The 25862-nt window shown below is 62.2% G+C and carries 21 protein-coding genes; 19 read left to right on the plus strand and 2 right to left on the minus strand.

The genetic code is table 11. The features are described 5' to 3' along the window. Window positions 1–474: 474 nt before the first annotated feature. Window positions 475–3324 carry an excinuclease ABC subunit UvrA gene (locus DWQ09_05500; GenBank protein KAA3629692.1) on the minus strand — a complete coding sequence of 950 codons (2850 nt, stop codon included), beginning with the start codon at window positions 3322–3324 and terminating at the stop codon, window positions 475–477. A gap of 107 nt (window positions 3325–3431) precedes the next feature. Here DWQ09_05500 and DWQ09_05505 point away from each other — a divergent pair, with 107 nt between their 5' ends. The 7 genes from DWQ09_05505 (at window position 3432) to DWQ09_05535 (ending at window position 10591) form a co-directional block, all read left to right on the plus strand. Further along, complete coding sequence (locus DWQ09_05505) at window positions 3432–4790, plus strand: MFS transporter (protein ID KAA3629693.1); 1359 nt, start codon at window positions 3432–3434, stop codon at window positions 4788–4790. A gap of 61 nt (window positions 4791–4851) precedes the next feature. Then, on the plus strand, window positions 4852–5292 hold the full coding sequence (gene ssb, locus DWQ09_05510) for a single-stranded DNA-binding protein (protein ID KAA3629694.1): 441 nt from the start codon (window positions 4852–4854) through the stop codon (window positions 5290–5292). 76 nt (window positions 5293–5368) lie between these two features. Next, complete coding sequence (locus DWQ09_05515; GenBank protein ID KAA3629695.1) at window positions 5369–6712, plus strand: tRNA (N6-isopentenyl adenosine(37)-C2)-methylthiotransferase MiaB; 1344 nt, start codon at window positions 5369–5371, stop codon at window positions 6710–6712. Further along, window positions 6703–7701: a PhoH family protein gene (locus DWQ09_05520; GenBank protein KAA3629696.1), complete on the plus strand. Its 999-nt coding sequence runs from the start codon at window positions 6703–6705 to the stop codon at window positions 7699–7701. Before DWQ09_05515 ends, DWQ09_05520 begins: the two co-directional genes overlap by 10 nt. Window positions 7702–7709: 8 nt before the next feature. Next, window positions 7710–8159, plus strand: coding sequence for an rRNA maturation RNase YbeY (locus DWQ09_05525; GenBank protein KAA3629862.1), 450 nt, complete (start codon window positions 7710–7712; stop codon window positions 8157–8159). Between the two features lie 7 nt (window positions 8160–8166). Beyond that, window positions 8167–9039 (plus strand): CBS domain-containing protein, encoded by an 873-nt coding sequence (locus DWQ09_05530; protein KAA3629697.1) that lies wholly within the window; start codon window positions 8167–8169, stop codon window positions 9037–9039. A gap of 85 nt (window positions 9040–9124) precedes the next feature. Then, window positions 9125–10591: an apolipoprotein N-acyltransferase gene (locus DWQ09_05535; protein KAA3629863.1), complete on the plus strand. Its 1467-nt coding sequence runs from the start codon at window positions 9125–9127 to the stop codon at window positions 10589–10591. Here DWQ09_05535 and DWQ09_05540 read toward each other — a convergent pair whose 3' ends face one another. Next, a complete protein-coding gene (locus tag DWQ09_05540) occupies window positions 10592–11098 on the minus strand; it encodes a hypothetical protein (protein ID KAA3629864.1) in 507 nt (168 codons plus the stop codon). A 234-nt stretch (window positions 11099–11332) separates the two neighbouring features. Here DWQ09_05540 and DWQ09_05545 point away from each other — a divergent pair, with 234 nt between their 5' ends. The 12 genes from DWQ09_05545 (at window position 11333) to DWQ09_05600 (ending at window position 25850) form a co-directional block, all read left to right on the plus strand. Next, a complete protein-coding gene (locus DWQ09_05545) occupies window positions 11333–13936 on the plus strand; it encodes a leucine--tRNA ligase (protein KAA3629698.1) in 2604 nt (867 codons plus the stop codon). Window positions 13937–13979: 43 nt separating this feature from the next. Then, entirely contained in the window at window positions 13980–14537 is a 558-nt protein-coding gene (locus tag DWQ09_05550) for a hypothetical protein (protein KAA3629699.1), read from the plus strand. Window positions 14538–14547: 10 nt separating this feature from the next. Continuing rightward, entirely contained in the window at window positions 14548–15606 is a 1059-nt protein-coding gene (locus DWQ09_05555; GenBank protein ID KAA3629700.1) for a DNA polymerase III subunit delta, read from the plus strand. A gap of 10 nt (window positions 15607–15616) precedes the next feature. Continuing rightward, window positions 15617–16873 (plus strand): glutamate-5-semialdehyde dehydrogenase, encoded by a 1257-nt coding sequence (locus DWQ09_05560; GenBank protein KAA3629701.1) that lies wholly within the window; start codon window positions 15617–15619, stop codon window positions 16871–16873. 102 nt (window positions 16874–16975) lie between these two features. Continuing rightward, complete coding sequence (locus tag DWQ09_05565) at window positions 16976–17605, plus strand: nicotinate-nucleotide adenylyltransferase (protein ID KAA3629702.1); 630 nt, start codon at window positions 16976–16978, stop codon at window positions 17603–17605. Between the two features lie 23 nt (window positions 17606–17628). Continuing rightward, window positions 17629–17979, plus strand: coding sequence for a ribosome silencing factor (gene rsfS / locus DWQ09_05570; protein KAA3629703.1), 351 nt, complete (start codon window positions 17629–17631; stop codon window positions 17977–17979). Window positions 17980–17997: 18 nt separating this feature from the next. After that, window positions 17998–18468, plus strand: coding sequence for a 23S rRNA (pseudouridine(1915)-N(3))-methyltransferase RlmH (locus tag DWQ09_05575; GenBank protein ID KAA3629704.1), 471 nt, complete (start codon window positions 17998–18000; stop codon window positions 18466–18468). Window positions 18469–18537: 69 nt separating this feature from the next. Then, window positions 18538–19128, plus strand: a complete 591-nt coding sequence (locus tag DWQ09_05580; protein ID KAA3629705.1) for a septum formation inhibitor Maf — start codon at window positions 18538–18540, stop codon at window positions 19126–19128. A 110-nt stretch (window positions 19129–19238) separates the two neighbouring features. After that, window positions 19239–20744: a ribonuclease G gene (locus DWQ09_05585; GenBank protein KAA3629706.1), complete on the plus strand. Its 1506-nt coding sequence runs from the start codon at window positions 19239–19241 to the stop codon at window positions 20742–20744. A 42-nt stretch (window positions 20745–20786) separates the two neighbouring features. Then, window positions 20787–24629, plus strand: coding sequence for a TIGR02099 family protein (locus DWQ09_05590; GenBank protein ID KAA3629707.1), 3843 nt, complete (start codon window positions 20787–20789; stop codon window positions 24627–24629). Continuing rightward, window positions 24616–25014 (plus strand): hypothetical protein, encoded by a 399-nt coding sequence (locus DWQ09_05595; protein KAA3629708.1) that lies wholly within the window; start codon window positions 24616–24618, stop codon window positions 25012–25014. The genes DWQ09_05590 and DWQ09_05595 overlap by 14 nt, the downstream gene beginning before the upstream one ends. Then, on the plus strand, window positions 25011–25850 hold the full coding sequence (locus tag DWQ09_05600) for a carbon-nitrogen hydrolase family protein (protein ID KAA3629709.1): 840 nt from the start codon (window positions 25011–25013) through the stop codon (window positions 25848–25850). Before DWQ09_05595 ends, DWQ09_05600 begins: the two co-directional genes overlap by 4 nt. Window positions 25851–25862: the final 12 nt, after the last annotated feature.

The following is a 25862-nucleotide window of genomic DNA, read 5'->3' on the forward strand; positions in this document are numbered from 1 at the left end:
TCAATGATTCTGTTGCCCAGGAGCGACGATTTCGGTGTTGGAAAGCTTGGCCATAGCAGGCTATTTCCGGCACTTTCCGCCTTGAACTCGCCGCTTCCGAACGACACTCCCATCTGGACAGACTTAATCAGAGGTTCCTTAACTTATATGAACCGGCCAAGGAACTGATTAAACCACTAAGCACTGCGATTGAATACGTTCATTGGATGTGCTCAATGTAGGTTTTGGGTTCGTCGTGCAGTGAGCAACCCTATTTTGAATGCTGTGCTGGTCGACGGGCGCGCCTCCTGGAATCGAGCTCCGAGTACCCCGGTGCCGAACAGCAGGCCGCGCGCGCAACGATCAGCTGGGGCACTTCTGCGGCAATGTCCGGTCGGGTCTCGCCGAGGTTGACGAGCTCTTTTGTGAAGCAGCGGTATCGAGGCATACCGCTCCATGGCAGGGCAGCGGTATCAAAGTCCACGCGATGACGGGTCAACCGGCCCTAACTTGATCGGGAATTGCCAGGATTCGCCGTAGGAATTGCCCGGTGTAGGACTGGGTGACTTGAGCAATCTCTTCGGGAGTGCCGGTGGCAACCACTTGACCGCCCTCATCACCCCCTTCTGGTCCCAGGTCAATAACCCAGTCAGCCGTTTTTATAACATCCAGGTTGTGCTCGATGACCACCACCGTATTGCCGTGATCACGCAGCCGGTGCAATACCACCAGCAGTTGTTCGATGTCGTGAAAATGCAGCCCGGTGGTGGGCTCGTCGAGGATGTAAAGTGTGTTGCCGGTGTCGCGTTTGGAGAGTTCCCTGGCCAGCTTCACCCGCTGTGCCTCGCCCCCGGAGAGGGTAGTGGCGTTCTGTCCCAGGCGGATATAGCTCAGACCCACGTCCATCAGCGTCTCAAGTTTGCGGGCGATGGTGGGGACCGCGTTATAGAAGCCGTAGGCCTCCTCGACGGTCATCTCCAGTACTTCGTGGATGGTCCGCCCTTTGTAACGGATCTCCAGGGTTTCCCGGTTGTAGCGCTTTCCCTTGCAGATATCGCAGGGCACGTAAATATCGGGGAGAAAGTGCATCTCGACCTTGATGACGCCGTCCCCCTGGCACGCCTCGCAGCGCCCGCCCTTGACGTTAAAGCTGAAACGGCCGGGTCCGTAGCCTCGCGAGCGCGCCTCCTGGGTCGCCGCGAAGAGATCGCGTATCGGGGTGAAGAGCCCGGTGTAGGTGGCGGGATTGGAGCGCGGTGTGCGCCCGATCGGACTCTGGTCGATGTCAACCACCTTGTCGAGCTGTTCCAGCCCGTCGATGGCATCAAAGGGCGCGGGCTGGGGCAGGGTCGCCTTGTTGAGTTCTCGCGCGGCATAGGCGTACAGGGTGTCATTGATCAAAGTGGATTTGCCGGAGCCCGAAACCCCGGTGACGCACGTCAGCAGTCCCACCGGGATGGCCACATCCAACGCCTTGAGATTGTTGCCACGCGCGCCACGCAGGGTGATCTGGTGCTGCGGCTGCGCCGCGGTGCGTTTTTCGGGGACCGCGATGGCGCGGCGCCCGGAGAGGAACTGACCGGTCAGCGACTCCGGGTGGGCGGCGATCTGATCGGGGGTGCCCTGGGCGACGATCCGCCCGCCCCGTACTCCGGCGCCCGGTCCGATATCCACCACCTGGTCGGCGGCGCGAATCGCCTCTTCATCGTGTTCGACCACAATGACGGTGTTGCCCAGATCGCGCAGGTGAACCAGGGTTTCCAGCAACCGCTGATTGTCGCGCTGATGGAGGCCGATCGAGGGTTCGTCGAGGATGTACATCACCCCGACCAGACCGGCGCCGATCTGGCTGGCGAGCCGAATGCGCTGGGCTTCCCCCCCCGAGAGCGAATCGGCGCTACGATCGAGAGCGAGGTAGTCGAGCCCGACATTGACCAGGAAGCGCAGCCGGTCACCGATCTCCTTGACGATTTTAGCGGCGATCTCACCGCGTCTCCCCGGCAATTCGAGAGTCTCGAAGAAATGCAGCGCAGCGCCCACGGGTAACGCTGTCATCTCGGGCAGCATGCGCCCGGCGACGAAGACATGGCGTGCGGCACGGTTGAGTCGGGTACCGTCGCATCCCGGGCAGGCACGGACCGCGAGGTATTTGGCCAGATCCTCGCGTACCACGCTCGATTCGGTCTCGCGATAGCGGCGCTCCAGGTTGTTGACGATGCCCTCGAAGGGATGGGTGCGTATCACATGGCCGCCGCGTTCGGTGAGGTAGCGGAATTGGATGGCCTCGTCGCCACTCCCATAGAGGACGGCCTGCCGGGCCGCGGGCGGCAGGGCATCGAAAGGGGCCTCGATATCGAAGCCGTAGTGGGCGCCGAGGGCGGTGATCATGCTGAAGTAGTAGGCGTTGCGCCGATCCCAACCCCGCACCGCCCCGCCGGCGAGGCTGAGTTGCGGGTGAGCGACGATCCGTTCCTCGTCAAAGAACTGCTTGACCCCCAGGCCATCGCAGGTGGGGCAGGCGCCCGAAGGGTTGTTGAAGGAGAACAGCCGCGGCTCAAGATCCGGCAGGCTGTAGCCGCACTCGGGGCAGGCATAGCGCGCGGAGAACAGCAATTCCTCGCGCTCGCCGGCATCGAGAAAGGCGACCCGTGCCAGCCCGTCGGAGAGGCGTGTAGCGGTTTCGAAGGATTCCGCCAGGCGCAGGGCGATATCGGGGCGCACCTTGATGCGGTCCACGACCGCCTCGATGGTGTGTTTGCGATGCAGATCGAGTGCCGGTACTTCGTCGAGTTCGTGGGTCTCGCCATCGACGCGCACCCGCACGAAACCCTGGCGACGCAGATCTTCAAACACCTGCTGATGCTCCCCTTTGCGCTCGCGCACGATCGGAGCGAGCAGCATCAAGCGGCTCTCATGGGGAAGCGCCAAGACCTGATCGACCATCTGGCTGATGGTCTGGGCCTCGAGCACCACACCGTGGTCGGGGCAGCGCGGCGTCCCGACTCGGGCGTAGAGCAGGCGCAGGTAGTCGTAGATCTCCGTGATGGTGCCCACCGTGGAGCGCGGATTGTGCGAGGTGGCCTTCTGCTCGATGGAGATGGCGGGCGACAGCCCTTCGATATGGTCCACGTCCGGTTTTTCCATCATCGACAGAAACTGGCGGGCGTAGGTGGAGAGGGACTCCACGTAGCGGCGCTGCCCCTCGGCGTAGATAGTGTCGAAGGCGAGGGAGGATTTGCCCGAGCCCGAGAGTCCGGTGACCACGATCAGCTTGTCCCGGGGCAGGTCGAGATCGATATTCTTCAGATTGTGGGTGCGGGCGCCGCGGATGCGGATGGTATCCATGGGTGCGGTAGATCATTCGTCCGGTTCGGCCAACCTGCTACTATACGGCCTTTTCGCAAACCCGACCAAAGGCGATCCACTCAGTGAAACCGGACCCCACTCACACCATGACCCCTAGCGAGCGTCGTGCCGCCGGCTCATTGGCGCTGATCTTCGGTTTTCGCATGGCCGGGCTGTTCATGATCCTGCCGGTCTTTGCCCTCTACGCCGAACATCTGGAGCAGGTGACCCCGGCCATGGTGGGGTTGGCGATCGGCATCTATGGTTTGACGCAGGCGCTGCTCCAGATCCCCTTCGGTATGATTTCAGATCGCGTGGGTCGCAAACCGGTGATTTTCGCCGGTCTGCTGCTATTTGCCCTGGGCAGCGTGGTGGCCGCGCTTGCGGAGACCGTCTATGGCGTGATCGCCGGGCGCGCGCTGCAGGGCTCGGGGGCAATAGCCGGGGCGTTGATGGCGACACTGGCAGACCTCACCCGCGATGAACAGCGCACCAAGGCGATGGCCTTCATGGGGATCAGCATCGGCGCCTCATTCGCCTTGGCGATGGTGTTGGGTCCGCTGCTGAACACCTGGGTCGGGGTACCGGGGATTTTCTGGTTCACAGCCTTGCTGGCGCTGGCCGGGGTGGTGGTGCTCTTTACCCTGGTGCCGACCCCATCGCGCACGTCCGTGCATCGCGATACGGAGCCGGTCTGGGGGCAGTTCGGCAGCGTGCTTCGTGATGGCCAGCTGTTGCGACTCGACTTCGGTATTTTCTCCCTGCATCTGATGCTGACCGCGATCTTTGTGGTGTTGCCGGTCGCGCTGCGCGACCTCGCCGGACTGCCCGTCGCCCAACACGGCTACCTCTATCTCGCCGTACTCACCCTGTCGGTGGCGCTGATGTTGCCGCTGATCATCGTCGCGGAGAAAAAGGGCTTGATGAAGCCGATCTTTATCGGCGCGGTGGCCTTGATCGGGGTCGCCGAACTGGTGCTGTGGCAATGGCATGGCACACTGCTCGCCATTGGCCTGGCGTTGTTGATCTTCTTCACGGCGTTCAATGTCCTGGAGGCCTCGTTGCCGTCGCTGATCTCGCGCAAGGTGCGACCCGACAGCAAAGGGACCGCGATGGGCGTCTACTCCAGCAGCCAGTTTCTGGGTGCCTTCGTCGGCGGCGCGGCCGGCGGTTGGCTGCACGGTCACTATGGCATTGACGGCGTGTTTGTTGCCGGAGCGGCGCTGGCGGGCATCTGGTTGGTGGTGGCCCTGGGTATGCAGCCGCCGCGCAAGCTGCGCAATGTGCTGCTGCATGTCGGGGCGCTGGAGCCCGACCAGGCCCACCTGTTGGCGGGACGTCTCAGCCAGGTAGCCGGTGTCACCGAGGCGGTCGTGGTACGCGAGGAGGAGGTGGCCTACCTCAAGGTCGACAGCACCTGCTTCGATGAGGCGGCGCTGGAGCAATTCTCGCCCGTCAAGGCGTGATATCATGCCGCGACGCATTTTCCGCTCAGCGCGTTACGGCAATCGCATTTAGGGGACAAACATGGCACGAGGGATTAACAAAGTCATTCTGATCGGCAATCTGGGTGCAGACCCGGAGGTGCGCTACATGCCCAGCGGCGGCGCCGTAGCCAATCTGCGCGTGGCCACCACCGAGAGCTGGAAGGACAAGCAGACCGGCGAGCGCCAGGAGCAGACCGAGTGGCATCAGGTGGTCTTCTTCGGCAAGCTGGCCGAGATCGCCGGGGAGTACCTGAAGAAAGGCTCGAAGCTCTACGTGGAGGGCCGTCTGCGGACCCGAAAATGGCAGGACAAGAGTGGCACCGACCGTTACACCACAGAAATCGTCGGCGGTGAGATGCAGATGCTCGACGGCCGCGGCGGCAGCACCGGCTTCGACAGCGATCGTGACGGTTCTGTCAGTTCGCACGCTGAACCCGCCGCTGGTGGGATCGCCGATTTCGACGACGATATACCTTTCTGACCACGCGCCGACCCAAGACCTAGTGAACCGCTTGGTTAAGGTATAATCGAGCGGTCTCTTTCTCGACCAAAGCACCATGACCCGCAAGCTGTACATCAAGACCTTCGGTTGCCAGATGAACGAATACGACTCGGCCAAAATGGCCGACGTGCTGGCGGCCGAGTGCGGCATCGTGCGCACGGACGATGCGGCGCAGGCCGACGTGCTGCTCATAAACACCTGCTCGATCCGCGAGAAGGCCCATGAAAAGGTCTTTTCGCAGCTCGGTACCTGGCGGGAATGGAAAGAGCAGCGCGCGCATCTGGTGATCGGCGTGGGTGGGTGCGTGGCCAGCTCTGAGGGTGAGGCCATCCGCGAACGCGCCCCCTACGTGGATCTGGTCTTCGGACCCCAGACCCTGCACCGCCTGCCGCAGATGCTGGCCGAGGTGGAGCGTGAACGCCATGCGGTGGTCGATGTCAGTTTCCCCGAGATCGAGAAATTCGACTGCCTGCCCGCGCCCCGTGCCGAAGGCCCCAACGCCTTTGTCTCGGTGATGGAGGGCTGTAGCCAGTTCTGCACCTATTGTGTGGTTCCCTACACGCGCGGCGGCGAGGTGAGCCGTCCGGTGGCCGATGTGGTGGCCGAGGTGCTGGCGCTCGCCGACCAGGGTGTCAAAGAGGTCAACCTGCTGGGGCAGAACGTCAACGCCTATCGCGGCGCGGTCGACGGCGGCGAGGCGGAACTGGCGGAACTCATCTACCAGGTGGCCGCCATCGGGGATATCGAGCGCATTCGCTACACCACCTCCCATCCGGGCTGGGTCAGCGATGCCCTGATCGATGCCTACGCTGATATCCCGAAACTGGTCGGGCATCTGCATCTGCCGGTACAGAGCGGGTCGGATCGCATCCTGGCATTGATGAAGCGTGGCTACACCGCCCTTGAATACCAGTCCAAGGTGCGCCGCCTGCGCGAGCGTCGCCCCGGAATGACTGTGGCTACCGATTTTATCGTCGGCTTCCCGGGTGAGACCGAAGCCGATTTCCTGGCCACCCTCGACCTGGTCGAAGCGGTCGGTTTCGATACCTCCTTCAGCTTCATCTACAGTCCGCGCCCCGGCACCCCGGCGGCCGAGATGGCCGATGACGTGCCCATGGAGGAGAAGAAACGCCGACTCGCACTGTTGCAGCACCGGCTGCGGCAGAGTGCCGCGCATATCGGCGAGAGCCTGGTGGGCAGCGTGCAGCGGGTCCTGGTCGAACGCCCCTCGCGCAAGGATCCCAACCAGTTGGCCGGGCGATGCGAGAGCAATCGCGTGGTCAACTTCCCCGGCCACCCGCGGTTGATGGGGCATTTCGCTGAGGTGCGCATTACCGAGGCACTGCCCAACTCGCTGCGCGGCGAGTTGGTGACCCCACTTTCGGCGCGCTGCGCTTGAACGACAACGCGGTCGCCCAGGATCTGGAGCTGGAACCCGCAGACAACGGGCGCCTAGCCAATCTCTGTGGTCAGTTCGACGAGCACCTGAGGTTGGTGGAGCGCCGTCTGGGCGTGGAGATCAGCAATAGCGGCCATCGCTTCCGCATCATCGGCGAGCCCCCTGCGGTTGCGACGACCCAGGATGTGCTGCGCAGCCTCTACCAGGCAGCACGCGAGGAGACCCTCACCCCGATGCGGGTACATCTCCTGCTCAAGGACTCCGCGGCGCCTCTGCCGGTCGACGACGGTGACGACACCCATGCACTGGTGCGCACCAATCGGGTTCTGGTACGCGCCCGCGGCGTCAATCAAAAGCACTACCTGCGTAATCTGGCAACCCACGACATCAACTTCGGCGTCGGTCCGGCAGGTACCGGCAAGACCTACCTGGCGGTGGCCAGCGCCGTCGATGCCCTGGAGCGTGAGCGGGTACGTCGCGTGGTTCTGGTGCGCCCCGCGGTGGAAGCGGGTGAGCGGCTGGGTTTCCTGCCCGGTGATCTGGCGCAGAAGGTCGATCCCTACCTGCGCCCACTCTACGATGCCCTCTACGAGATGATCGGCTTTGAGAAGGTGGGCAAGCTGCTGGAGCGCAGCGTCATCGAAGTGGCGCCACTGGCCTACATGCGCGGTCGGACGCTCAACGAGTCCTTCGTGATCCTCGACGAGGCGCAGAACACGACGGTCGAGCAGATGAAGATGTTCCTGACGCGCATAGGTTTCGGCTCCACCGCGGCCATCACGGGTGATGTCACGCAGATCGACCTGCCCGGCAACCGCCAATCAGGGCTGCGCCACGTGATCGAGATCCTGCAAGGGATCGATGGCATCGCCTTCACCTTCTTCAATTCACGCGACGTGGTGCGCCACCCCTTGGTGCAGGCCATCATCGATGCCTACGAAGAGAGCGAAGCGCCGGGGCCGAAAGATGGTGCGCCGCCCGCCTCGTGAACGCGCCGCTGAAAGTCGAGGTCCAGTACGCGTGCGACAAGGCCGGGGTTCCGTCCAGCGGGCACTTTCAACGCTGGGCGCGGGAGGTGCTGACAGGGCAGGGGCGCGGTAGCGGTGAATTGGTGATCCGGTTGGTGGACACTGCCGAGGGGGCGGAGCTCAACAAGACCTATCGCGGCAAATCCGGTCCCACCAATGTGCTCTCCTTCCCGTTCGAGGCGCCAGCCGGCGTTCCCGTCGACCATTGTGGTGACCTGGTAATCTGCGTCCCGGTCGTTTTGCGCGAGGCTGAGGAGCAGAATAAGCCGACCGCAGCCCATTTCGCCCACATGGTGGTACACGGCACCTTGCACCTGCTGGGCCTGGATCATCGTGACGATAGCGAAGCACGGACCATGGAAGCGCTTGAAATCACGCTGATGGGGCGGCTAGGCTATCCAAATCCGTACGAAAATTGACCCATTAATGAGCGAAGACCGACCTAGTGGCATCACCCAGCGCCCTTCCTGGCTGGGAAGACTGAGCCAGGCCATCCTGGGCGAACCCAAGGATCAGAACGAACTCGTCGACCTGCTGCGCGACGCCCAGAGTCGCGACCTGCTGGACCACAATGCCCTGGCCATGATGGAAGGGGTAATGCAGGTCTCGGAGATGCGGGTGCGCGACATCATGATTCCCCGCTCGCAGATGGTGGTGGTGGAGCGCGATGCCCCGCTCGATACCATCCTTCCGATCATCATCGAGTCTGCACACTCACGTTTTCCGGTGATTGGCGAGAGCCGCGATGAAGTGGCCGGTATTCTGCTTGCCAAGGATTTGCTCAATTACTGCTTCGAAGACGTGCACCAGGAGTTTCATCTGCGCGATCTGCTGCGCCCCGCCGTTTTTATTCCCGAGAGCAAGCGGCTCGATGTGCTGTTGCGTGATTTCCGCAGCAGCCGTAACCATCTGGCGGTGGTGGTGGATGAGTACGGCGGGGTGGCAGGGCTCGTGACCATCGAAGATGTGCTGGAGCAGATCGTCGGTGAGATCGAGGACGAGCACGATACCGAAGAGGACGCCTTTATCCTGACGCATAAAGACGGCAAGTACGCCGTCAAAGCGCTGACCCCTATCGAGGATTTTAACGAATTCTTCCACTGCGATTTCGAAGACGAGGAGTTCGACACGGTCGGCGGACTCGTGCTGCAGCACTTCGGTCGCGTTCCGCGGCGTGGTGAAAGTGTCACCCTGGGTCGTTTTCGCTTCAAAGTCGTGCGCGCCGACAGCCGGCGCCTGCACCTGCTGCATCTGCATATTCTGAGTGACGAGGAGCTTGCCCAGGAAACGAGTCAGTGAATACCCCACCATCCTGGTTGCAGATGCGCGCCACGTGACCAGCCGGCAATTCGAGTTTGGGTGGGGTATCGACCTCCTGGCGTTAATGGCGGGTGCTGTTTTGCCGCTTGCCTTCGCCCCCTTCGGTTTCTATCCCATTGCCCCGCTGAGTATCGCGCTGCTGATGGGTGCATGGCTCCATGCCGACCCGCGCCGCGCCTTCTGGCGCGGGTGGTTATTCGGTATCGGGCAGTTCGGTGTGGGTGTCTCCTGGATCTACGTCAGTATCGAACGGTATGGCAATGCCGCCCTCTTTGTCGCGCCGCTGGTCACGGTGGTTTTTGTTGCCATACTCGCCCTCTACCCGGCCCTGGTGGGGTATCTGGGGCGGCGCTTGGTGGCGCGTAACAAAGCGCTCTTTGCCCTGCTGGGCGTTCCTGCCCTGTGGGTGTTGGCGGAGTGGCTGCGGGGCTGGGCACTGACTGGCTTTCCCTGGCTTGACCTCGGGTACAGCCAGATCGATAGCCCGCTGGCGTGTCTTGCGCCCCTGCTGGGCGTGTACGGTGTCAGCGCTGCGGTGGCGTTCAGCGGCGGTGTGCTGGTGGTGCTGGCGACCGGGCGAAGGCGCCTCAGGGTTTCGGTGCTGGCGATGGGTGTGGCGGTTTGGGTGGGGGCGACGCTGCTCGATGGTTTGAACTGGGTCGAGGCGCGCGGTGCACCGCTGAGCGTGAGCATCGTCCAGGGCAATATCGAGCAGGCGCGCAAGTGGGAACCGGCCGAGGCGGACAATATTCTCGAATCCTACCGCAAGCTCTCCGAAACCGAATGGGGGCGCGATCTCATCGTCTGGCCGGAAACCGCCGTGCCTATGTTTTTGCGTGATGCGGCCGATTTCATCGCCGAACTGGCGGTGCGGGTCGAGGAGACCGGTACCGAACTGGTTTTTGGTGTGCCCACCTTGGGCCAGGTGCCGCGGCAGTACTACAACAGCGTGGCAGTGGTCGGCGACGAGCTGGGTATCTACCGCAAGCGTCACCTGGTGCCGTTCGGTGAATACTTTCCGCTCCGTTCAGCATTGCGCTGGCTCAACTTTCTGGAAGTCCCCATGGCTGATTTCGCACCGGGGGTCGCAAATCCACCGCCGCTGATGGTCAAGGGCCAACCCGCGGGTATCACCATCTGTTACGAGATCGCCTACAGCGATCTGGTACGCAGTAATCTCCCCGCCGCGGCATTTTTGATCACGGTGAGCAACGATGCCTGGTTTGGCGATTCGCTCGCTCCCCACCAGCATCTGCAGATCGCCCGCATGCGGGCGTTTGAAACGGGGCGTTATCTGTTGCGGGCCACCAATACCGGGATCTCGGCGATCATCGACAACCGTGGCCGCGTGCAGGGGGTGACACCACAGCATAAAGCCGCCGTCCTGACCGGCGAAATCAAGCCCATGGCGGGCACCACCCCGTTCGTGCGCTGGGGTCTCACACCGGTTTTGATCGTCATGGCGCTCATGCTGGCGGCGGCTGTTTCGGGTGATCGTCTGAGCCGGCGCTCCCCCTATCCCGAGTTGTAGCTACTCCTCCGTGGCACGTTTGAAAGTTGTGCCGTGACATTTGGGACAGGGTGGGATGCGACCGGTCTCGTGGAAATGCAACAAGGTGCCGCAACCGACGCAGGCCAGGGTACCTATGCCCGTAACCTCGCCGGTATGCCGGGTGGCGTCGATCTTGAGTTTGCCGCTCATGCGCGCCAGTTCGATGCGCGAATAGTCAACCAGCTTGCTGAAGCTCTCCAGCATCCGATCCTCGATCTGCTGCAGATCAAAGCGGAACCAGTCGCGTAGTTCACGCCCGCTCTCGGAGAGGTGCTGTGCGGTCTCCTGCATATCGCGCTTGAGGTACATGGCCACACGCTCGGCCTCGTCACGCGTCAACTCGCCCAACTCGATGGCCGTTTCCACCGCTTTGTTCACGGGTTCCTGAATCGATTTTTCGACAAACTCCTGCGTGCGCTGCATCATCCGATCGTACGCCTCAACCAGCTTGTCGGTGGCGTAGGGTTGGTGTTTTTCATCGCTCATGGCATCGGTTCCTTCATCAGTTTGAAAAAAAATATCCTTCCTATTAGAACCCATCTCAAAATCCCCCGCGAGCTGTGCCGGTCGTTCGCGGGGGATTTTGAGATGGGTGCCAGTATGTGTGGACCCACACCCCCGGGGCTGCAAAGACTTTGCCGAGTTGTGGCTGATCGGGGCCCTACGGTATTCTTCTCCCTTTTCTCCCAGCGGGGCAGCTCCCGTAAACGGTTGACTAAAATGGACGATTTCTACGATCCCGCAGCCGTCGAGGCGGCGGCCCAGCACTACTGGAACGAGCACGGCACCTTCCGCGCCGTCGAAGATGACAGCCGCGAAAAATACTACTGCCTGTGCATGTTCCCCTATCCCAGCGGCAAGTTGCACATGGGGCATGTGCGCAACTACACCATTGGCGATGTGGTGAGCCGCTATCAGCGCATGCAGGGCAGGAACGTGCTGCAGCCCATGGGCTGGGATGCGTTCGGTCTGCCTGCAGAAAACGCGGCCATGGCCAATGGCGTGCCGCCGGCACAGTGGACCTACGACAACATCGCCTATATGAAGAAGCAGTTGAAGTCGCTTGGCTTCGGCATCGACTGGGAGCGCGAACTGGCCACCTGCACGCCCGAATATTATCGCTGGAACCAGTGGTTTTTCCTGCGCATGCTGGAGAAGGGTATCGCCTATCAGAAGACCGGAACCGTCAACTGGGACCCGGTCGATCAGACGGTACTTGCCAACGAACAGGTGATCGACGGGCGCGGCTGGCGGACCGGGGCGCTGGTGGAGAAGCGCGAGATCCCTATGTACTACCTCAAGATCACCGCCTACGCCGAAGAGCTACTGGCCGATCTCGACAAACTTCCGGGCTGGCCCGAGCGCGTGAAGACCATGCAGGCCAACTGGATCGGCAAGAGCCACGGTGTGCGCTTCGCGTTTCCCTACGAACTGGACGGTAAGCCGGAGGAGCTCTGGGTGTTCACCACCCGCGTCGACACCATCATGGGCGTCACCTTCTGTGCTGTTGCCGCGGAGCATCCGCTGGCGGAATACGCCGCCAGGAACAACCCGCAATTGGCGGCGTTTGTCGCCGAGTGCAAGGCGGGCAGCGTCATCGAGGCCGATATGGCCACCATCGAGAAAAAGGGCATGCCCACGGATCTGTTCGTCACCCATCCGATCAGCGGTGAGCCCGTGGAAGTGTGGGTCGGCAACTACGTGCTGATGGGCTACGGCGAGGGTGCGGTCATGGCCGTGCCGGCCCACGACGAGCGTGACTTCGAGTTCGCCAAAAAGTACGGGCTGGAGATTGCGCAGGTGGTTGAGGTCCCGGGGAAGGAGTATTCCACCGATGCCTGGCAGGAGTGGTACGCCGACAAGGCCAACGGCCGGTGCGTCAACTCGGGCAAATACGACGGCCTGGATTATGAGGCGGCCGTGGATGCCATCGCCGCCGATCTTGCCTCCCGGAATCTGGGTGAGAAGCAGGTGCAGTGGCGGTTGCGCGACTGGGGCATTTCGCGCCAACGCTACTGGGGTTGCCCGATTCCGATCATCCACTGTGATCGCTGTGGCGAGGTGCCGGTCCCCGACGATCAGCTGCCGGTGGTGCTGCCCGAAGACTGCGTACCCGACGGTTCGGGTAATCCGCTCAACAAGTGGCCGGACTTTCTCAACTGCGCATGCCCGAAGTGCGGTGCTGCGGCACGCCGCGAAACCGATACCATGGACACTTTCGTCGATTCGTCGTGGTATTACTCGCGCTATTGCAGCAGCGACAACGGGGAGGCGATGGTCGACGAGCGGGTGAAATACTGGATGCCTGTCGATCAGTACATCGGCGGCATTGAACATGCGATTCTGCATCTGCTCTATTCGCGCTTCTGGTCCAAGGTGATGCGCGATCTGGGGTTGGTTGCATTCGATGAGCCGTTCACCAAGCTGCTGACCCAGGGAATGGTGCTCAACGAGATCTTCTACCGTCATCCGCAAGGTGGACGTCGGGAGTATTTCAATCCGGCCGCGGTGGAGATCGTCACCGACGACAAAGGTCAGCGCACCGGCGCCGTGCTGAAAGCGGACGGACAGCCGGTGGTTTCCGCCGGTATCGGCACCATGTCGAAGTCGAAGAACAACGGCGTCGATCCCCAATCACTGATCGAGCACTACGGTGCGGACACCGCGCGCCTTTTCATGATGTTTGCCGCCCCGCCGGAACAGACACTGGAGTGGTCGGACGCCGGGACCGAGGGGGCATTCCGTTTCCTCAAACGCTTGTGGAAGCTGGTCGCGGCGCATGTGGAAAAGGGGTCGGCGGTCGCGCTGGAGCCAGTGCGGCTCGACGAGGCACAGCGCAAACTGCGCAACCAGGTACACGCCACCATCGCCAAGGTGAGCGACGATATCGGTCGGCGTTTTACATTCAATACCGCCATCGCCGCGGTGATGGAGCTGATCAATGCGCTCTACAAATGGGATGATGAATCCGAGCAGGGGCGCGCGGTGCTGCAGGAAGCGCTGGAAACCGTCACATTACTGCTTTCGCCCATTGTGCCGCATATCGCCCATGCCAACTGGCAGGCGCTGGGTCACCGGGATGCCGTGATCGATCAACCCTGGCCACAGGCGGATCCCGCGGCGCTGCAGGTTGACACCATCGAAATGGTGGTGCAGGTAAACGGAAAACTGCGCGGCAAGATCGCGGTGGCAGCGGACGCTGATGCGGCAACCGTTGAGGCGGCAGCACTCGACGAGCCCAACGCGCAGCGTTTCCGGGAGAACCTGACGGTGCGCAAGGTGATCGTAGTACCGCAGAAGCTGGTCAATATAGTGGCCAGTTGAACTCAATCTCGCGCAAAGGCGCCAAGGACGCAAAGGGAATACTTTGAGACTGCAAAACAACTGTTTCTTGGCGGTCTTTGCGCCTTCGCCTCTTGGCTCACGATTCAAGCTCTATTGCACCGTACCACTGGTCATCGTTCTGGCACTGAGCGGTGGCTGCGGTTTCAAGTTGCGCGGATCAGTCGAATTGCCCGCGGCATTGCAAACCACCTATATCGCCGGGGAGCAGGTTCCCGGGGATCTGCTGGTTGAGCTGCGCCAGGCCCTGAAGGCGGCCGGGGTTCGGTTGGTGGGCGCCCCGCAGGCCGGCGCCTCGATCCTCAAGATCCTCGGCGTGCACGATGATCGGCGCGTCCTGTCGGTCAACAGCGTAACTGGCAAAGTGCAGGAGTATGAGCTCAACTACACGATACGCTTCGCTTTGACTGACCACGACGGCAAAGAGCGGGTCGCCCCGCAATCAGTAAACCTGGTGCGCGATTTCCGCTTCAGCGAGACTCAGGTGCTCGGCAAGGGCGAGGAAGAAGCGTTGCTCAAGCGCGAGATGCGCCGTGAGGCGGTCATCCTGTTGTTGCGCCGACTCCAGGCTCAGGGCAGTTAACCGGGTTGCCATGCGTATCAAAGCCGACCAGCTCCCGCAACAGCTCCGCCAGTCCCTCGGCCCCATCTACCTGATCGCCGGCGACGAACCGTTGCTGGTTGGCGAGGCCGCCGACGGAGTGCGTGAGCGGGCGCGCGCGGCTGGCCATGTGACTCGCGAGGTGCTCGATGCCGGCGGGTCGTTCGATTGGGCGAGTCTACGACAGACCGCCGACAGCCTGTCGTTGTTTGCCGAACAGCGTCTGCTGGAACTGCGCCTGCCGGAACCGAAACCGGGCGCGGCGGGCGCCAAGGTACTGGAGACCTACGCGGATAACCCGCCGCCGGACACCATCCTCCTGATTGTCACCGGGCGTATGGATAAGGCGACACAGAACAGCCGCTGGGTCAGCGCGCTGGATCGTGCCGGCGTGGTGGCGACCATCTGGCCCATTTCCCTGCAACAGCTCCCCGATTGGATTGAGCAGCGCATGCGCCGTCGCGGATTGACAGCAGATAGCGAGGCGATTGCCATGATTGCCGATCGCGTCGAAGGCAACCTGCTCGCGGCCGCGCAGGAGATCGAACGCCTGCATCTTCTTCATGGCAGCGGTCGCATCGATACTCAGGCGGTTGCACAGGCGGTTGCCGATAGCGCGCGGTTCGATGTCTACAAACTGGCGGATGCCGCGCTGCAGGGAGATACGGCACGCTGTTGCCGGGTGTTGCACGGTTTACGCAGCGAAGGTATCGAACCCGTCCTCGTGCTGTGGGCGCTGACCCGTGAGGTGCGGGCCCTGGCGAGCATGGCGTATGATGTGAGCCAGGGCGGGACACCTGCCCACGCCATGGCGGCACAAAAGGTGTGGGAGAGCCGTAAACGGCTGGTGGGCGCCGCGCTGCGGCGTGGAGATGTGGGGCATTGGCAGCGGCTCCTGCTGCAGTGCGCGCATATCGATCGAGTGATCAAGGGCGTGGCTGCGGGACGACCCTGGGATGAGTTGGAGACCCTGGTGGTGGCCATGAGCGGTATCCCGGCCCAGGCAATGGTCGGACTGTTGGCGACTCCCTCATCAAGCAAAGGTAGTTGAGCAGGTAACAATGAATGTCGAGCAGTACATGCAACAGGTCGGTGTAAGGGCGCGTAGCGCAGCGCGTACGATCGCCCGTGCCGAGACCAGGGTCAAAAACGCCGCGCTGATGGCGATTGCCCTGCGTTTGGAACAGGAACAGCCGCGCCTGATGGCCGAGAATGCCAGGGATCTGGAGGCCGGCAAGGCCAGCGGCTTGGATGCCGCGTTGCTCGATCGCCTGACGCTGACGGCCGATCGTATTGCCGCCATGGCTGATGGACTGCGTGAAATTGCCACGCTGCCCGATCCGGTAGGCGAAATCAGCCATCTCAGCTACCGCCCTTCGGGTATCCAGGTGGGCCGCATGCGCGTACCGCTGGGCGTGATCGGCATCATCTACGAGTCGCGCCCCAACGTCACCGCCGATGCGGCCGCGCTGTGCCTGAAGGCGGGCAACGCGGCGATACTGCGCGGCGGTTCGGAGGCGCTGCACTCCAACCAGGCGATTGCCGCCTGCCTTCACGCGGGGCTCGCGCAGGCGGGACTGCCTGCCGATGTGATCCAGGTGGTCGAAACCACCGATCGCGCTGCGGTCGGTGAGTTGATACGCATGCAGAAGTATGTGGACGTTATCGTGCCGCGGGGCGGCAAGGGTTTGATCGAGCGTATCGCCAATGAAGCGCGCGTACCGGTGATCAAACACCTCGATGGCATCTGTCATGTCTATATCGACGATCGTGCCGATCCCGCGATGGCGGTGAAGATTGCCGACAATGCCAAGACCCATCGTTACGGTGTGTGCAACGCCATGGAAACCCTGCTGGTGGCACGCGCCATCGCCGACCGGGTTCTGCCCGAGCTGGCCACCGTCTATGGCGAAAAAGGGGTGGAGTTGCGCGGCTGCGAGGCGACGCGGGCGATTCTCCCCGACGTCAGGCCGGCAATCGAAAAAGATTGGGATACCGAGTATCTTGCCCCGGTTTTGGCGATTCGGGTGGTGGAAGATATCGATGCCGCCATGGCGCATATCGCCAGGCACAGTTCCGGCCACACCGAGAGCATCGTCACCACTGACTATCGGCGCGCCCAGCGCTTTCTGCGCGAAGTCGATTCCAGCTCGGTGATGGTCAATGCCTCGACCCGCTTTGCCGATGGTTTCGAGTACGGGTTGGGTGCCGAGATCGGCATCAGTACCGACAAGATCCACGCCCGCGGACCGGTCGGACTGGAGGGGCTGACCTCACAGAAGTACATCGTCCTCGGTGACGGGCAGATACGTGAGTAGCGCAACGGCAAGAGAGAAAAGGGCAATGGGTGTGCAATGCAGGTGCGGGCAATTGCCCCCGCCACGTCCCTTTCCCCATGGCGCTTCACTTTGACGCATTCCATGCTCGGTATCCTCGGCGGCACCTTCGATCCCATCCACTTCGGGCATCTGCGTACCGGACTTGAGGTGCGGGAAGCGTTGTGCCTGGATGAGCTGCGTTTCGTCCCCTGCCGTCAACCGCCGCATCGAGAGCAGCCCCATGCCAGCTCCGAGCAGCGGGCGGCAATGGTGCGGCTGGCGTTGCAGGGGCAGTTGCAGCTTCGTTGCGATGAGCGCGAACTGCGGCGCGCCGGACCCTCGTACACCGTGGATACCCTGATCGAGCTCCGTGCCGAGATGGGGAAACGACCATTGTGCCTGGTGATCGGCGCGGATGCCCTGGCGGGAATCACCGCGTGGCACGAGTGGCAACGCCTCATCGAGCTGGCTCATCTGGTGGTGATGCACCGCCCCGGGTGGGAAGCTGCGCTACCGGCGGCTGCGTCCACCGAGCTGGCAGACCGCCAGATCGACGATCAGGCAACGTTGGCGGAACGCCCGGCTGGTTGCATCTGGTATCAGGCGGTCACGCCCTTGGAGATCTCTGCCTCGGCGATACGTGCAGCGGTGCAGGCAGGCCGCTCGATCGATTTCCTCCTGCCCGCCCCGGTGGCCAGGTATATCCACGATCATCGACTCTACCTTCACTGAATTGAGAGAAACAGACCCAAGACATGCAAACAGCAGAACTTCGTGACCTGGTCGTCGACGCCCTCGAGGACCTCAAGGCGGTCGATCTCAAGGTGCTGGATGTGCACGACCGCACCAGCTTCACCGATACCATGGTGATCGCCAGCGGCAACTCGGACCGTCATGTCAAATCACTTTCCGACAACGTGGTGCAGATGGCCAAAGCGGCCGGCGAGCAGCCGTTGGGCGTCGAGGGCCAGGATACCGGTGAATGGGTGCTGGTGGATCTGGGAAATGTCATCGTGCATGTGATGCTGCCGCGGGTGCGCGATTTCTATCAGCTGGAAAAGCTGTGGACGGCGCCGCCTGCCTCTGAACAGGCCGATCCGGGATAAGGTCGAAGTTTCACCGGCATGCGTATTCACCTGATCGCCGTCGGCACGCGCATGGATGATTGGGTCAACAGTGCTTACGAAGAGTACGCACGCCGTCTGCCCCCTTCCTGCGCATTACGTCTGATCGAGGTCCCTGCCGGGAAGGCGACCAAGAACTCTCTCGTCGAACGGCGCATTGCCGCCGAAGGCGAGCGCCAACTGGCGGTGATCCCGGCCAATGCGCATGTCGTCATTCTGGACGAGCGTGGCCGCGAGTGGGATACGCGACAATGTGCCGGGCGACTGGAGCGGTGGCTGGCCGACGGCCGCGATGTTGCGTTGCTGGTTGGCGGTGCCGACGGTCTGGCCGCAGCCTGCCGCGAACGCGCCGAAGAGAGCTGGTCGCTGTCGCGGCTGACGCTGCCGCACCCGCTGGTGCGCGTTATTGTTGCCGAACAGCTCTATCGGGCGTGGAGTCTGCTGAATCATCACCCCTACCATCGCGCGTGAGCCCTGCGGAGTTCCCGGGGTGCGACGGCGCGCATTGCCCGAGCTCTGATCCGGGTTAACATGGGGGTCATGTCCGCCACCGTGTCGATCTATCTGGCCTCACAATCACCCCGGCGCAGCGAACTGCTGCGCCAGATCGGCGTACCCCACGAGATTCTGCGGATCGCTGTCGATGAAACTCCATTGTCGCCACATGAACCGGCTGAAGATTACGTCGTGCGCCTGGCCCTGGAGAAGGCCCGCTCCGGATGGCAACAGGCTGGCAAGGGTGCTACACGCCCGGTGCTCGGCGCGGACACCGCTGTCGTGCTCGGGGATCGCATTCTGGGCAAACCTGCCGATAAAGAGGAGGGCCTGGTGATGCTCAGGCTGTTGTCTGCCCGCACGCATCGCGTGCTCACCGGAGTGGCGCTTTGTTGGGATCACGGTGAGCAGGTGAGAATCAGCGTAAGCGAAGTGAGTTTTCGCAGTTTGACGAACGAGGAGTGCGCGGCCTATTGGGCCAGCGGCGAACCCCGGGACAAAGCCGGGGCTTATGCGATTCAGGGCCGGGCGGCGGTGTTCATCACCAGGATAACAGGCAGCTACAGCGGCATCGTCGGCTTGCCGCTTTATGAAACTAGTGAACTGCTGAGTGCAGCGGGCGTCTACCTCAAGTAGGTGAATACGCCACCCGTGCGGCGTTGATTCGCTAGAATAGCGCGCACCGCGATAAGAATAACTTACCCCTGCTCGCGAGTTGCGGGGGCCATCGAGTTCAAGGAATTCGTATGAGTGAAGAGATACTCATCAACGTTACTCCGCGCGAGACGCGGGTCGCGGTCGTTGAAAACGGGGTGCTCCAGGAGGTCTACATCGAACGCGCTGCCAAGCGCGGTCTGGTGGGCAATATCTATAAGGGCCGCGTATCCCGGGTGTTGCCCGGTATGCAGGCGGCCTTCGTGGATATCGGTCTGTCGCGCGCTGCGTTTCTGCACGCCTCGGATATCACGACTCCCGAGGAAGCGGACGGTATCGAACGGCACACGGAGAGGTCGTGCAGGGATGCACTGTCTGCGAACCCAAGGATGGAATCGATTACCGAGATGGTTCGCGACGGTCAGGAGGTGCTGGTGCAGGTGGTCAAGGATCCTCTCGGCACCAAGGGCGCACGCCTGACCACGCAAATCTCGATACCGTCACGCTTTCTGGTATTCATGCCGGGGGGCAGCAATATCGGCGTATCGCAAAAAATAGAGGATGAAACCGAACGCAATCGGCTGAAGGAGGTTGTCGCGGGTTTCGTGGCGCAAAACGGCAATGGTTCGTTCATTGTACGTACGGCTGCCGAGGGGGCGACCGCCGCGGACCTGGAGGCCGATATGCACTTTCTGGAAAAGCTGTGGCGCAGCATCAGCGAGCGCGCGCCCTCGATCCCCAGCGGCAACGTGGTTCACGAGGACCTGCCGCTGGCGCTGCGCACGCTGCGCGATCTGTTGGGCGTCGACGTGGAGAAGGTGCGCATCGATTCGCGCACCACCTACGAGCAGGTTCAGAAATTTGTCGAAAAGTATGTGCCCGAGATGCACGAATGCATTGAGTACTATCCGGGCGAGAGACCGATTTTCGATCTCTACGCCATCGAGGATGAAATCCACAGGGCGTTGGAACGCAAGGTACAACTCAAATCCGGCGGCTATTTGATTATCGATCAAACCGAGGCGATGACGACCATCGACATCAATACCGGCGGTTACGTCGGGCATCGCAATCTCGAGGAGACGATCTTCAAAACCAACCTGGAGGCGGCACAGGCGATCGCACGTCAACTGCGGCTGCGAAATCTGGGCGGGATCATCATTATCGACTTCATCGACATGCAGGAGGAGGATCACAAACTGCAGGTGCTGCAGGCGTTGGAGAAGAGTCTCGCCAAAGATCACGCACGCAGCCACATCAGCGAGGTGTCAGCGCTGGGGTTGGTGGAGATGACGCGCAAAAGGACCCGCGAGAGTCTCGAGCATGTGCTCTGCGAACCCTGTTCGGCGTGCAGCGGGCGCGGCTCACTGAAGACCGCCGAAACCGTCTGCTACGAGGTGTTCCGTGAAATTCTGCGTGAGGCACGCCAGTTCGATGCCAAGAAATTCCTGGTGCTGGCCGGCCAAGAGGTGGTCGATCTGATGTTGGATGAGGAGTCGACCAGCCTCGCCGAACTCGAGGCCTTCATCGGCAAGCCCATCAAGTTTCAGGTCGAATCCTCGTATACACAGGAACACTTCGATGTGGTGTTGATGTGACAGCGCCTGCTTCTCCCCACCACGATTCAGTCTAGGGATGCGATGGCACGGACGGCGAGAGTGCTGCGTACCCTGTGGCTGACCACCGCCGTCATGGTTGTGGTCACCGCTGTGCTGCTTACCGTGACCCGTCTGTTGCTGCCCCTGGCGGAGAATTTTCGCGAGGATCTGGCCACCTGGGCCTCGCAGGCGCTGGGCCATCCCGTGGAGGTGGGGCATATCAGCGCGCGCTGGCATCGCTGGGGGCCGGAACTGGCGCTTTTCGATGTGCGTTTGAGCGATAGCGTCGACGGACCGGTGTTGTTGCGTTTCGATGAGGTGCACATCGGGGTCGATCTGTTCACCGCTCTGCGCGAACTGCGGCTTCAGCCTTCGGCCATTCGCGTCATCGGCACCCGCGTCACACTGGAGCGGATGAGCGATGGCAGGGTGCAGTTGCAAGGTTTGGGCATCGGCGAAGGGGGAGATGGCGGCAACAGGGCGGCCGGGGTTGCGTGGCTGTTCTCACGTCAGCATCTGTTGCTGGAGAAGGCCGATCTGACTCTGATCGATCGGCGTCGCGACCCGGCGACCCTGGAGCTCAGTGATATCAATCTGGAGCTGCGTAACGCGGGCGATCATCATCAGCTGGCCGGCCGGTTGCAGTTGCCGGAGTCGCTGGGTCACCGTCTGACGCTCTCTCTGGATGCCCGCAATCTGGTCGCATCACCGGACGCTTGGGATGCACGGTTGCATGTACGACTCGACGGTGTGCAGATGACCGCGCTGACTCCGCAGCTCAGAAAAATCGCTCCCGAGTTTGCCGCCGGTACCGGCAACCTCGAGCTGTGGGGCGAACTGCGCCAGGGCCGTATTGAAACACTGCTCGGGCGTTTGGGAATCGTCGGACTGGTTGCCCAATCCACGACCGAAGCACGCTACCAGATCGATGAATTAAAGGCTGATTTCGTTTGGCGGCGCCGCGACGCGGGGTGGGATTTACGGGGCAGCAATGTGGGTGTCGCCCGGGCCGGGAGGCATTGGCCGGTCGGTGGTTTTCAAGTCGGCTATCGAGCGGCACAGGCTGAAAGCTCTGCTTCGATAACTGCGCAGTGGGACTATCTGCGCATTGAGGATCTCACACCGTTGCTGGGTGCAGCGCCTGCGATACCGGAACGGTGGCGCGAGCTTATCACGCAACTCGCTCCTTCCGGGGCCGTGACGGCTGCTCAGCTGCAGGCTGAACTTGACGAGCAACCGCGATTCCGCTTTTGGGCGGATTTCGATGAGCTCGGTTTCCAACCCTGGAACAAGGTGCCTGGCATTCAGGGGCTGTCAGCACGCGTGATCGCCGATGAGACGAGTGGGCGTGCGCAGATCGAGGCCAACAACCTGCGTGTCGATGCGCCCCGGCTGTTTCGTACCCCCTTTGGCGCTGAAGTCGTCAATGCGGCGCTGGAGTGGTCGCGCGTGGGTGAGGGGTGGGGTGTGGCGGTGCGCCGGGCGGCCCTGAGCGATCCCGTGGTCAAGGCGCGTGCGGCAATGGATATCGAGTGGCAACCCGAGGGGGGCACGTTTCTCGATTTGCGCGCGGCGTTTTTCGATGCCGACGGATCGCACACCTCCACCTATCTGCCTGCCGGCATCATGCCGAAGAACACGGTGGCGTGGCTTGACAGGGGCATCGTGGCTGGCAGAGTGCCGCGCGGCGATTTGGTTTACCGCGGAGTGGTAAAGCGGTTTCCCTTTGTCGCGCAGGAGGGTCGGTTTCATGTTCGTTTTGATGCGCAAGGGGCTGTGCTCGATTATCAAGCCGGTTGGCCGCGGATCGAAGGGATCGGTGCCGCCGTAGAGTTTGAAGAGGCGGCGATGCGCATAGATGCACACCAGGGCGAAACTCTTGGGGCGAAGATTGTGCAGGCCAGTGCCGAGATTCCCAACCTGAAACGCAATCCTGCGCTCACGGTTGACGGCAAGATTGAATTCCCCGTGGCCAGCGGGATTCGGTTTTTGCGTGAGTCGCCATTGTCCGAGGGATTTCGCGAACACCTGGCGGGAATCAAGGCCGGGGGCGCGGTGTCGCTCGACCTCGGTCTCAACATCCCATTGCGCAAGGGAACCCAGCCCGCGGTCGTCGGGACGGCGGAACTGAAGGGTGCGCGACTGTTATCGGATGCGCTGCCGTCGGCGGTCGAGGGATTGCGCGGACGGCTGCGTTTTACCGAAGCGCTGCTGACAAGCGATGGGCTGCAGGGGCGGATATTGGGCGGTGAGGCGCAAATCGAGATCGCGGCGCCGCTGGGGAAATTCCGTGCTAAACGGCCGGCCGGGACCGTCAAGGCGCGGGGCCGCGCCCAGGGCGCCGAACTGGCGGCTCTGCTCCAGCATCCGGCGTTGGGTAAGCGTCTGTCGGGGCAGGCTCGCTGGGAAGCGATCTGGCGACTGCCCCGCAACACGGGCGGCGCAAGTGAATTTGACGTGAACTCCACTCTCCAGGGCCTGGCAATCGACCTGCCGCAGCCAGCGGGTAAGACCCCATCGGAAGAGAGACCGCTCTCGATCAGCATCGAACTGGCGCCCGGTTCACGCACTGATGTGGCAGTGCGTTACAACGATCGAATTGATGCCAGGCTGCGTCTGCTGAACCATGCCAAAGGTTGGGCCCTGGAGCGGGGTGAGGTGCGCCTCGGCGGTGCGCGGGCGCGTCTACCGGGCGAAGCGGGGCTCACGGTGGCGGGGGATGTCGAGCAGCTGGCCATTGCCGAGTGGCGTGCGGCGCTGGGCGGCTGGGGTAGGGAGTGGAATCTGAGTGGCGGAGCGTTGCGGCGCATCGTGCTGCGCATTGGCACGCTGCTGGTCGCCAGGCAGCAGATTCGCGATATCCGCCTGGCCGTGGTGAAGGACAACGACTATTGGGAGGGGTCGGTCAACGGGGCAGGGGCCAAAGGTCATCTGCGGGTGCCGGTTCGCGCCGGCGACAACCCGGTATTGCTGCGATTCGATCATCTGCAACTCGCACGCGATCCACTAGCCGCTCCGGAAGAGGACGGCGTGTGGCCCGATCCGCAGCGCACATCTTCCATCGATATCACCGTTACGGAGTTGCAGTTGAACGGTGAGGCGCTCGGGAAGCTGGCGCTACGCACGACACGGGTGAAGGGTGGAATGCGCATCGCGCGATTCCTGGTGCAGGGTGAGAATCTGCAGTTCGATGCATCGGGCGAGTGGATGGGCGATGCGCGCGCCAGTCGCAGTGCGATCAATATGCGTCTGGAGAGTGCCAGTCTGGGCCGATTGTTGAAGGCTTTGGATTATGCCGAGGGCGTGAAAAACGGGCGTACCATTGCCGAGGCGCAGCTGACCTGGCCGGGCCCGCCGGGAAACCCCGATATGCAGGGCATGACCGGGCGAATAGCGTTGATCATCAACGGCGGGCGTCTGGTGGACATCGATCCCGGTGCCGGAAGGATCTTTGGGCTGCTCAGCTTCCAGGCGTTGCCGCGGCGACTGATCTTTGATTTCCGCGACTTTTTCCTCAAAGGTTTCAGCTTCGATGAGATCAAGGGCGATTTCCGTATCAACAGCGGTGATGCCTACAGCGACAATTTGCGAGTGGAAGGCCCTGCGGCCAGCATCGAGATCATTGGACGCACGGGTCTCGCGCAACGCGATTACGATCAGCTGGTGACGGTGATACCCAATGTGACCGGTGGGCTGCCGCTGGCCGGGTGGGCGGCAGGCGGTCCCGCAGTGGGGGCGGTGATGCTCTTCTTCCAGAAAATGTTCGGCAAAAAGATCGACGAGAGTTCCGGCTTCCGATATCGGGTCACCGGAAGTTGGGACGACCCCCAGCTGGAGAAACTCACACCGCCGGGCGCTGCTGATCAGGCTGATGCGCAACGGTAAAGTTGTCGGGCCGCGTGCTGCAATGACGACGGAGGTGGTATTCTCCATGTCGATGAAATCGTGCGTGCTGCTCAGTCTGTTGCTGTTTTCGACACTGTCATTGGCTGACGGCGGTTATCTGCTGAGTGCCGAGGAGTGGTCGCGCCCGCGCAGCGGAGAGTCGTTGCGCGAACTGCCTGCGCTGAAGGCGGCAATAGGTGATTACACACGCCAGCCGCGCTCGAACATCATCGTTCGCTACCCGGGCGGTGAGGAGGGGGTGATCTGGGTGCAGGAGCTGCGCTCCTGGTTGATCGCTCTGGGGGTTCCCTCGCGGCGCATCGTGGTTCTGGCCGGGAGTGGGCAGCATGACGCGTTGGATTTACGGGTGGCGCCTGCGCAATGAAGGGATCAAACGTTAATACCATAGCTGCTGTGCAGATGGCGTCGGGACCCAACGTCAACGCCAATCTCCTGGAGGCCGCGCGCCTGATCTCGCAGGCTGCCGATGCCGGAGCGGGCCTGGTGGTGCTGCCCGAGAACTTCGGGCTCATGGGCCTTGCCGAAACCGACAAGGTGGAATTGCGCGAACCTCCCGGATCGGGACCGATGCAGGAGTTCCTCGCCAAACAGGCGGACCGGCACGGCATATGGGTGGTGGGCGGCACGGTGCCCATGCTTTGCGACGATCCGGCCAGGGTGCGGGCGGCATGCCTGGTGTTTGATGACCGGGGCCGGCAGGTCGCGCGTTACGACAAGATCCATCTCTTCGATGTGCATGTCCTCGACAGCAACGAAAACTACACCGAATCCGAAACCATCGAACCCGGCGACCAGCTGGTGGCGATCGACAGCCCTTTCGGTCGCCTGGGACTGACGATCTGCTACGACTTGCGTTTCCCGGAGCTGTATCGCGCTCTGATGGATCAGGGGGTGGATGTGATGGTGCTTCCCGCCGCCTTTACGGCCATTACCGGTCGGGCTCATTGGGAGTCTTTGGTGCGGGCACGCGCCATCGAAAATCTCTGTTACGTGGCCGCCGCCGCCCAGGGCGGTTATCATGTCAACGGTCGTGAAACCCATGGTGACAGCATGATCGTCGACCCCTGGGGTGTGGTTCTGGACCGGCTGCCCCGGGGTTCAGGTGTGGTCGCGGGCGAGGTGGATCTGCAACGTCTTGCCAGTATGCGCAGTCATTTTCCCAGCCTCGATCACCGCAGGATTCGCTGCGCCCCGATCTGATTGCGCAGAGCT

The organism is Pseudomonadota bacterium (assembly GCA_008501635.1).
Lineage (GTDB): Bacteria > Pseudomonadota > Gammaproteobacteria > QQUJ01 > QQUJ01 > QQUJ01.

What these genes read in the sequence shown, in the direction of transcription:
- DWQ09_05515 (KAA3629695.1), top strand. Translation starts at nt 5,369, where the DNA reads ATGACCCGCAAGCTGTACATCAAGACCTTCGGTTGCCAGATGAACGAA.
- DWQ09_05535 (KAA3629863.1), top strand. Translation starts at nt 9,125, where the DNA reads ATGGCGGGTGCTGTTTTGCCGCTTGCCTTCGCCCCCTTCGGTTTCTAT.
- rsfS (KAA3629703.1), top strand. Translation starts at nt 17,629, where the DNA reads ATGCAAACAGCAGAACTTCGTGACCTGGTCGTCGACGCCCTCGAGGAC.
- DWQ09_05595 (KAA3629708.1), top strand. Translation starts at nt 24,616, where the DNA reads ATGCGCAACGGTAAAGTTGTCGGGCCGCGTGCTGCAATGACGACGGAG.
- DWQ09_05560 (KAA3629701.1), top strand. Translation starts at nt 15,617, where the DNA reads ATGAATGTCGAGCAGTACATGCAACAGGTCGGTGTAAGGGCGCGTAGC.
- DWQ09_05505 (KAA3629693.1), top strand. Translation starts at nt 3,432, where the DNA reads ATGACCCCTAGCGAGCGTCGTGCCGCCGGCTCATTGGCGCTGATCTTC.
- DWQ09_05585 (KAA3629706.1), top strand. Translation starts at nt 19,239, where the DNA reads ATGAGTGAAGAGATACTCATCAACGTTACTCCGCGCGAGACGCGGGTC.
- DWQ09_05575 (KAA3629704.1), top strand. Translation starts at nt 17,998, where the DNA reads ATGCGTATTCACCTGATCGCCGTCGGCACGCGCATGGATGATTGGGTC.
- DWQ09_05555 (KAA3629700.1), top strand. Translation starts at nt 14,548, where the DNA reads ATGCGTATCAAAGCCGACCAGCTCCCGCAACAGCTCCGCCAGTCCCTC.
- DWQ09_05540 (KAA3629864.1), bottom strand. Translation starts at nt 11,098, where the DNA reads ATGAGCGATGAAAAACACCAACCCTACGCCACCGACAAGCTGGTTGAG.
- DWQ09_05500 (KAA3629692.1), bottom strand. Translation starts at nt 3,324, where the DNA reads ATGGATACCATCCGCATCCGCGGCGCCCGCACCCACAATCTGAAGAAT.
- DWQ09_05600 (KAA3629709.1), top strand. Translation starts at nt 25,011, where the DNA reads ATGAAGGGATCAAACGTTAATACCATAGCTGCTGTGCAGATGGCGTCG.
- DWQ09_05565 (KAA3629702.1), top strand. Translation starts at nt 16,976, where the DNA reads ATGCTCGGTATCCTCGGCGGCACCTTCGATCCCATCCACTTCGGGCAT.
- ssb (KAA3629694.1), top strand. Translation starts at nt 4,852, where the DNA reads ATGGCACGAGGGATTAACAAAGTCATTCTGATCGGCAATCTGGGTGCA.
- DWQ09_05530 (KAA3629697.1), top strand. Translation starts at nt 8,167, where the DNA reads ATGAGCGAAGACCGACCTAGTGGCATCACCCAGCGCCCTTCCTGGCTG.
- DWQ09_05545 (KAA3629698.1), top strand. Translation starts at nt 11,333, where the DNA reads ATGGACGATTTCTACGATCCCGCAGCCGTCGAGGCGGCGGCCCAGCAC.
- DWQ09_05590 (KAA3629707.1), top strand. Translation starts at nt 20,787, where the DNA reads ATGGCACGGACGGCGAGAGTGCTGCGTACCCTGTGGCTGACCACCGCC.
- DWQ09_05580 (KAA3629705.1), top strand. Translation starts at nt 18,538, where the DNA reads ATGTCCGCCACCGTGTCGATCTATCTGGCCTCACAATCACCCCGGCGC.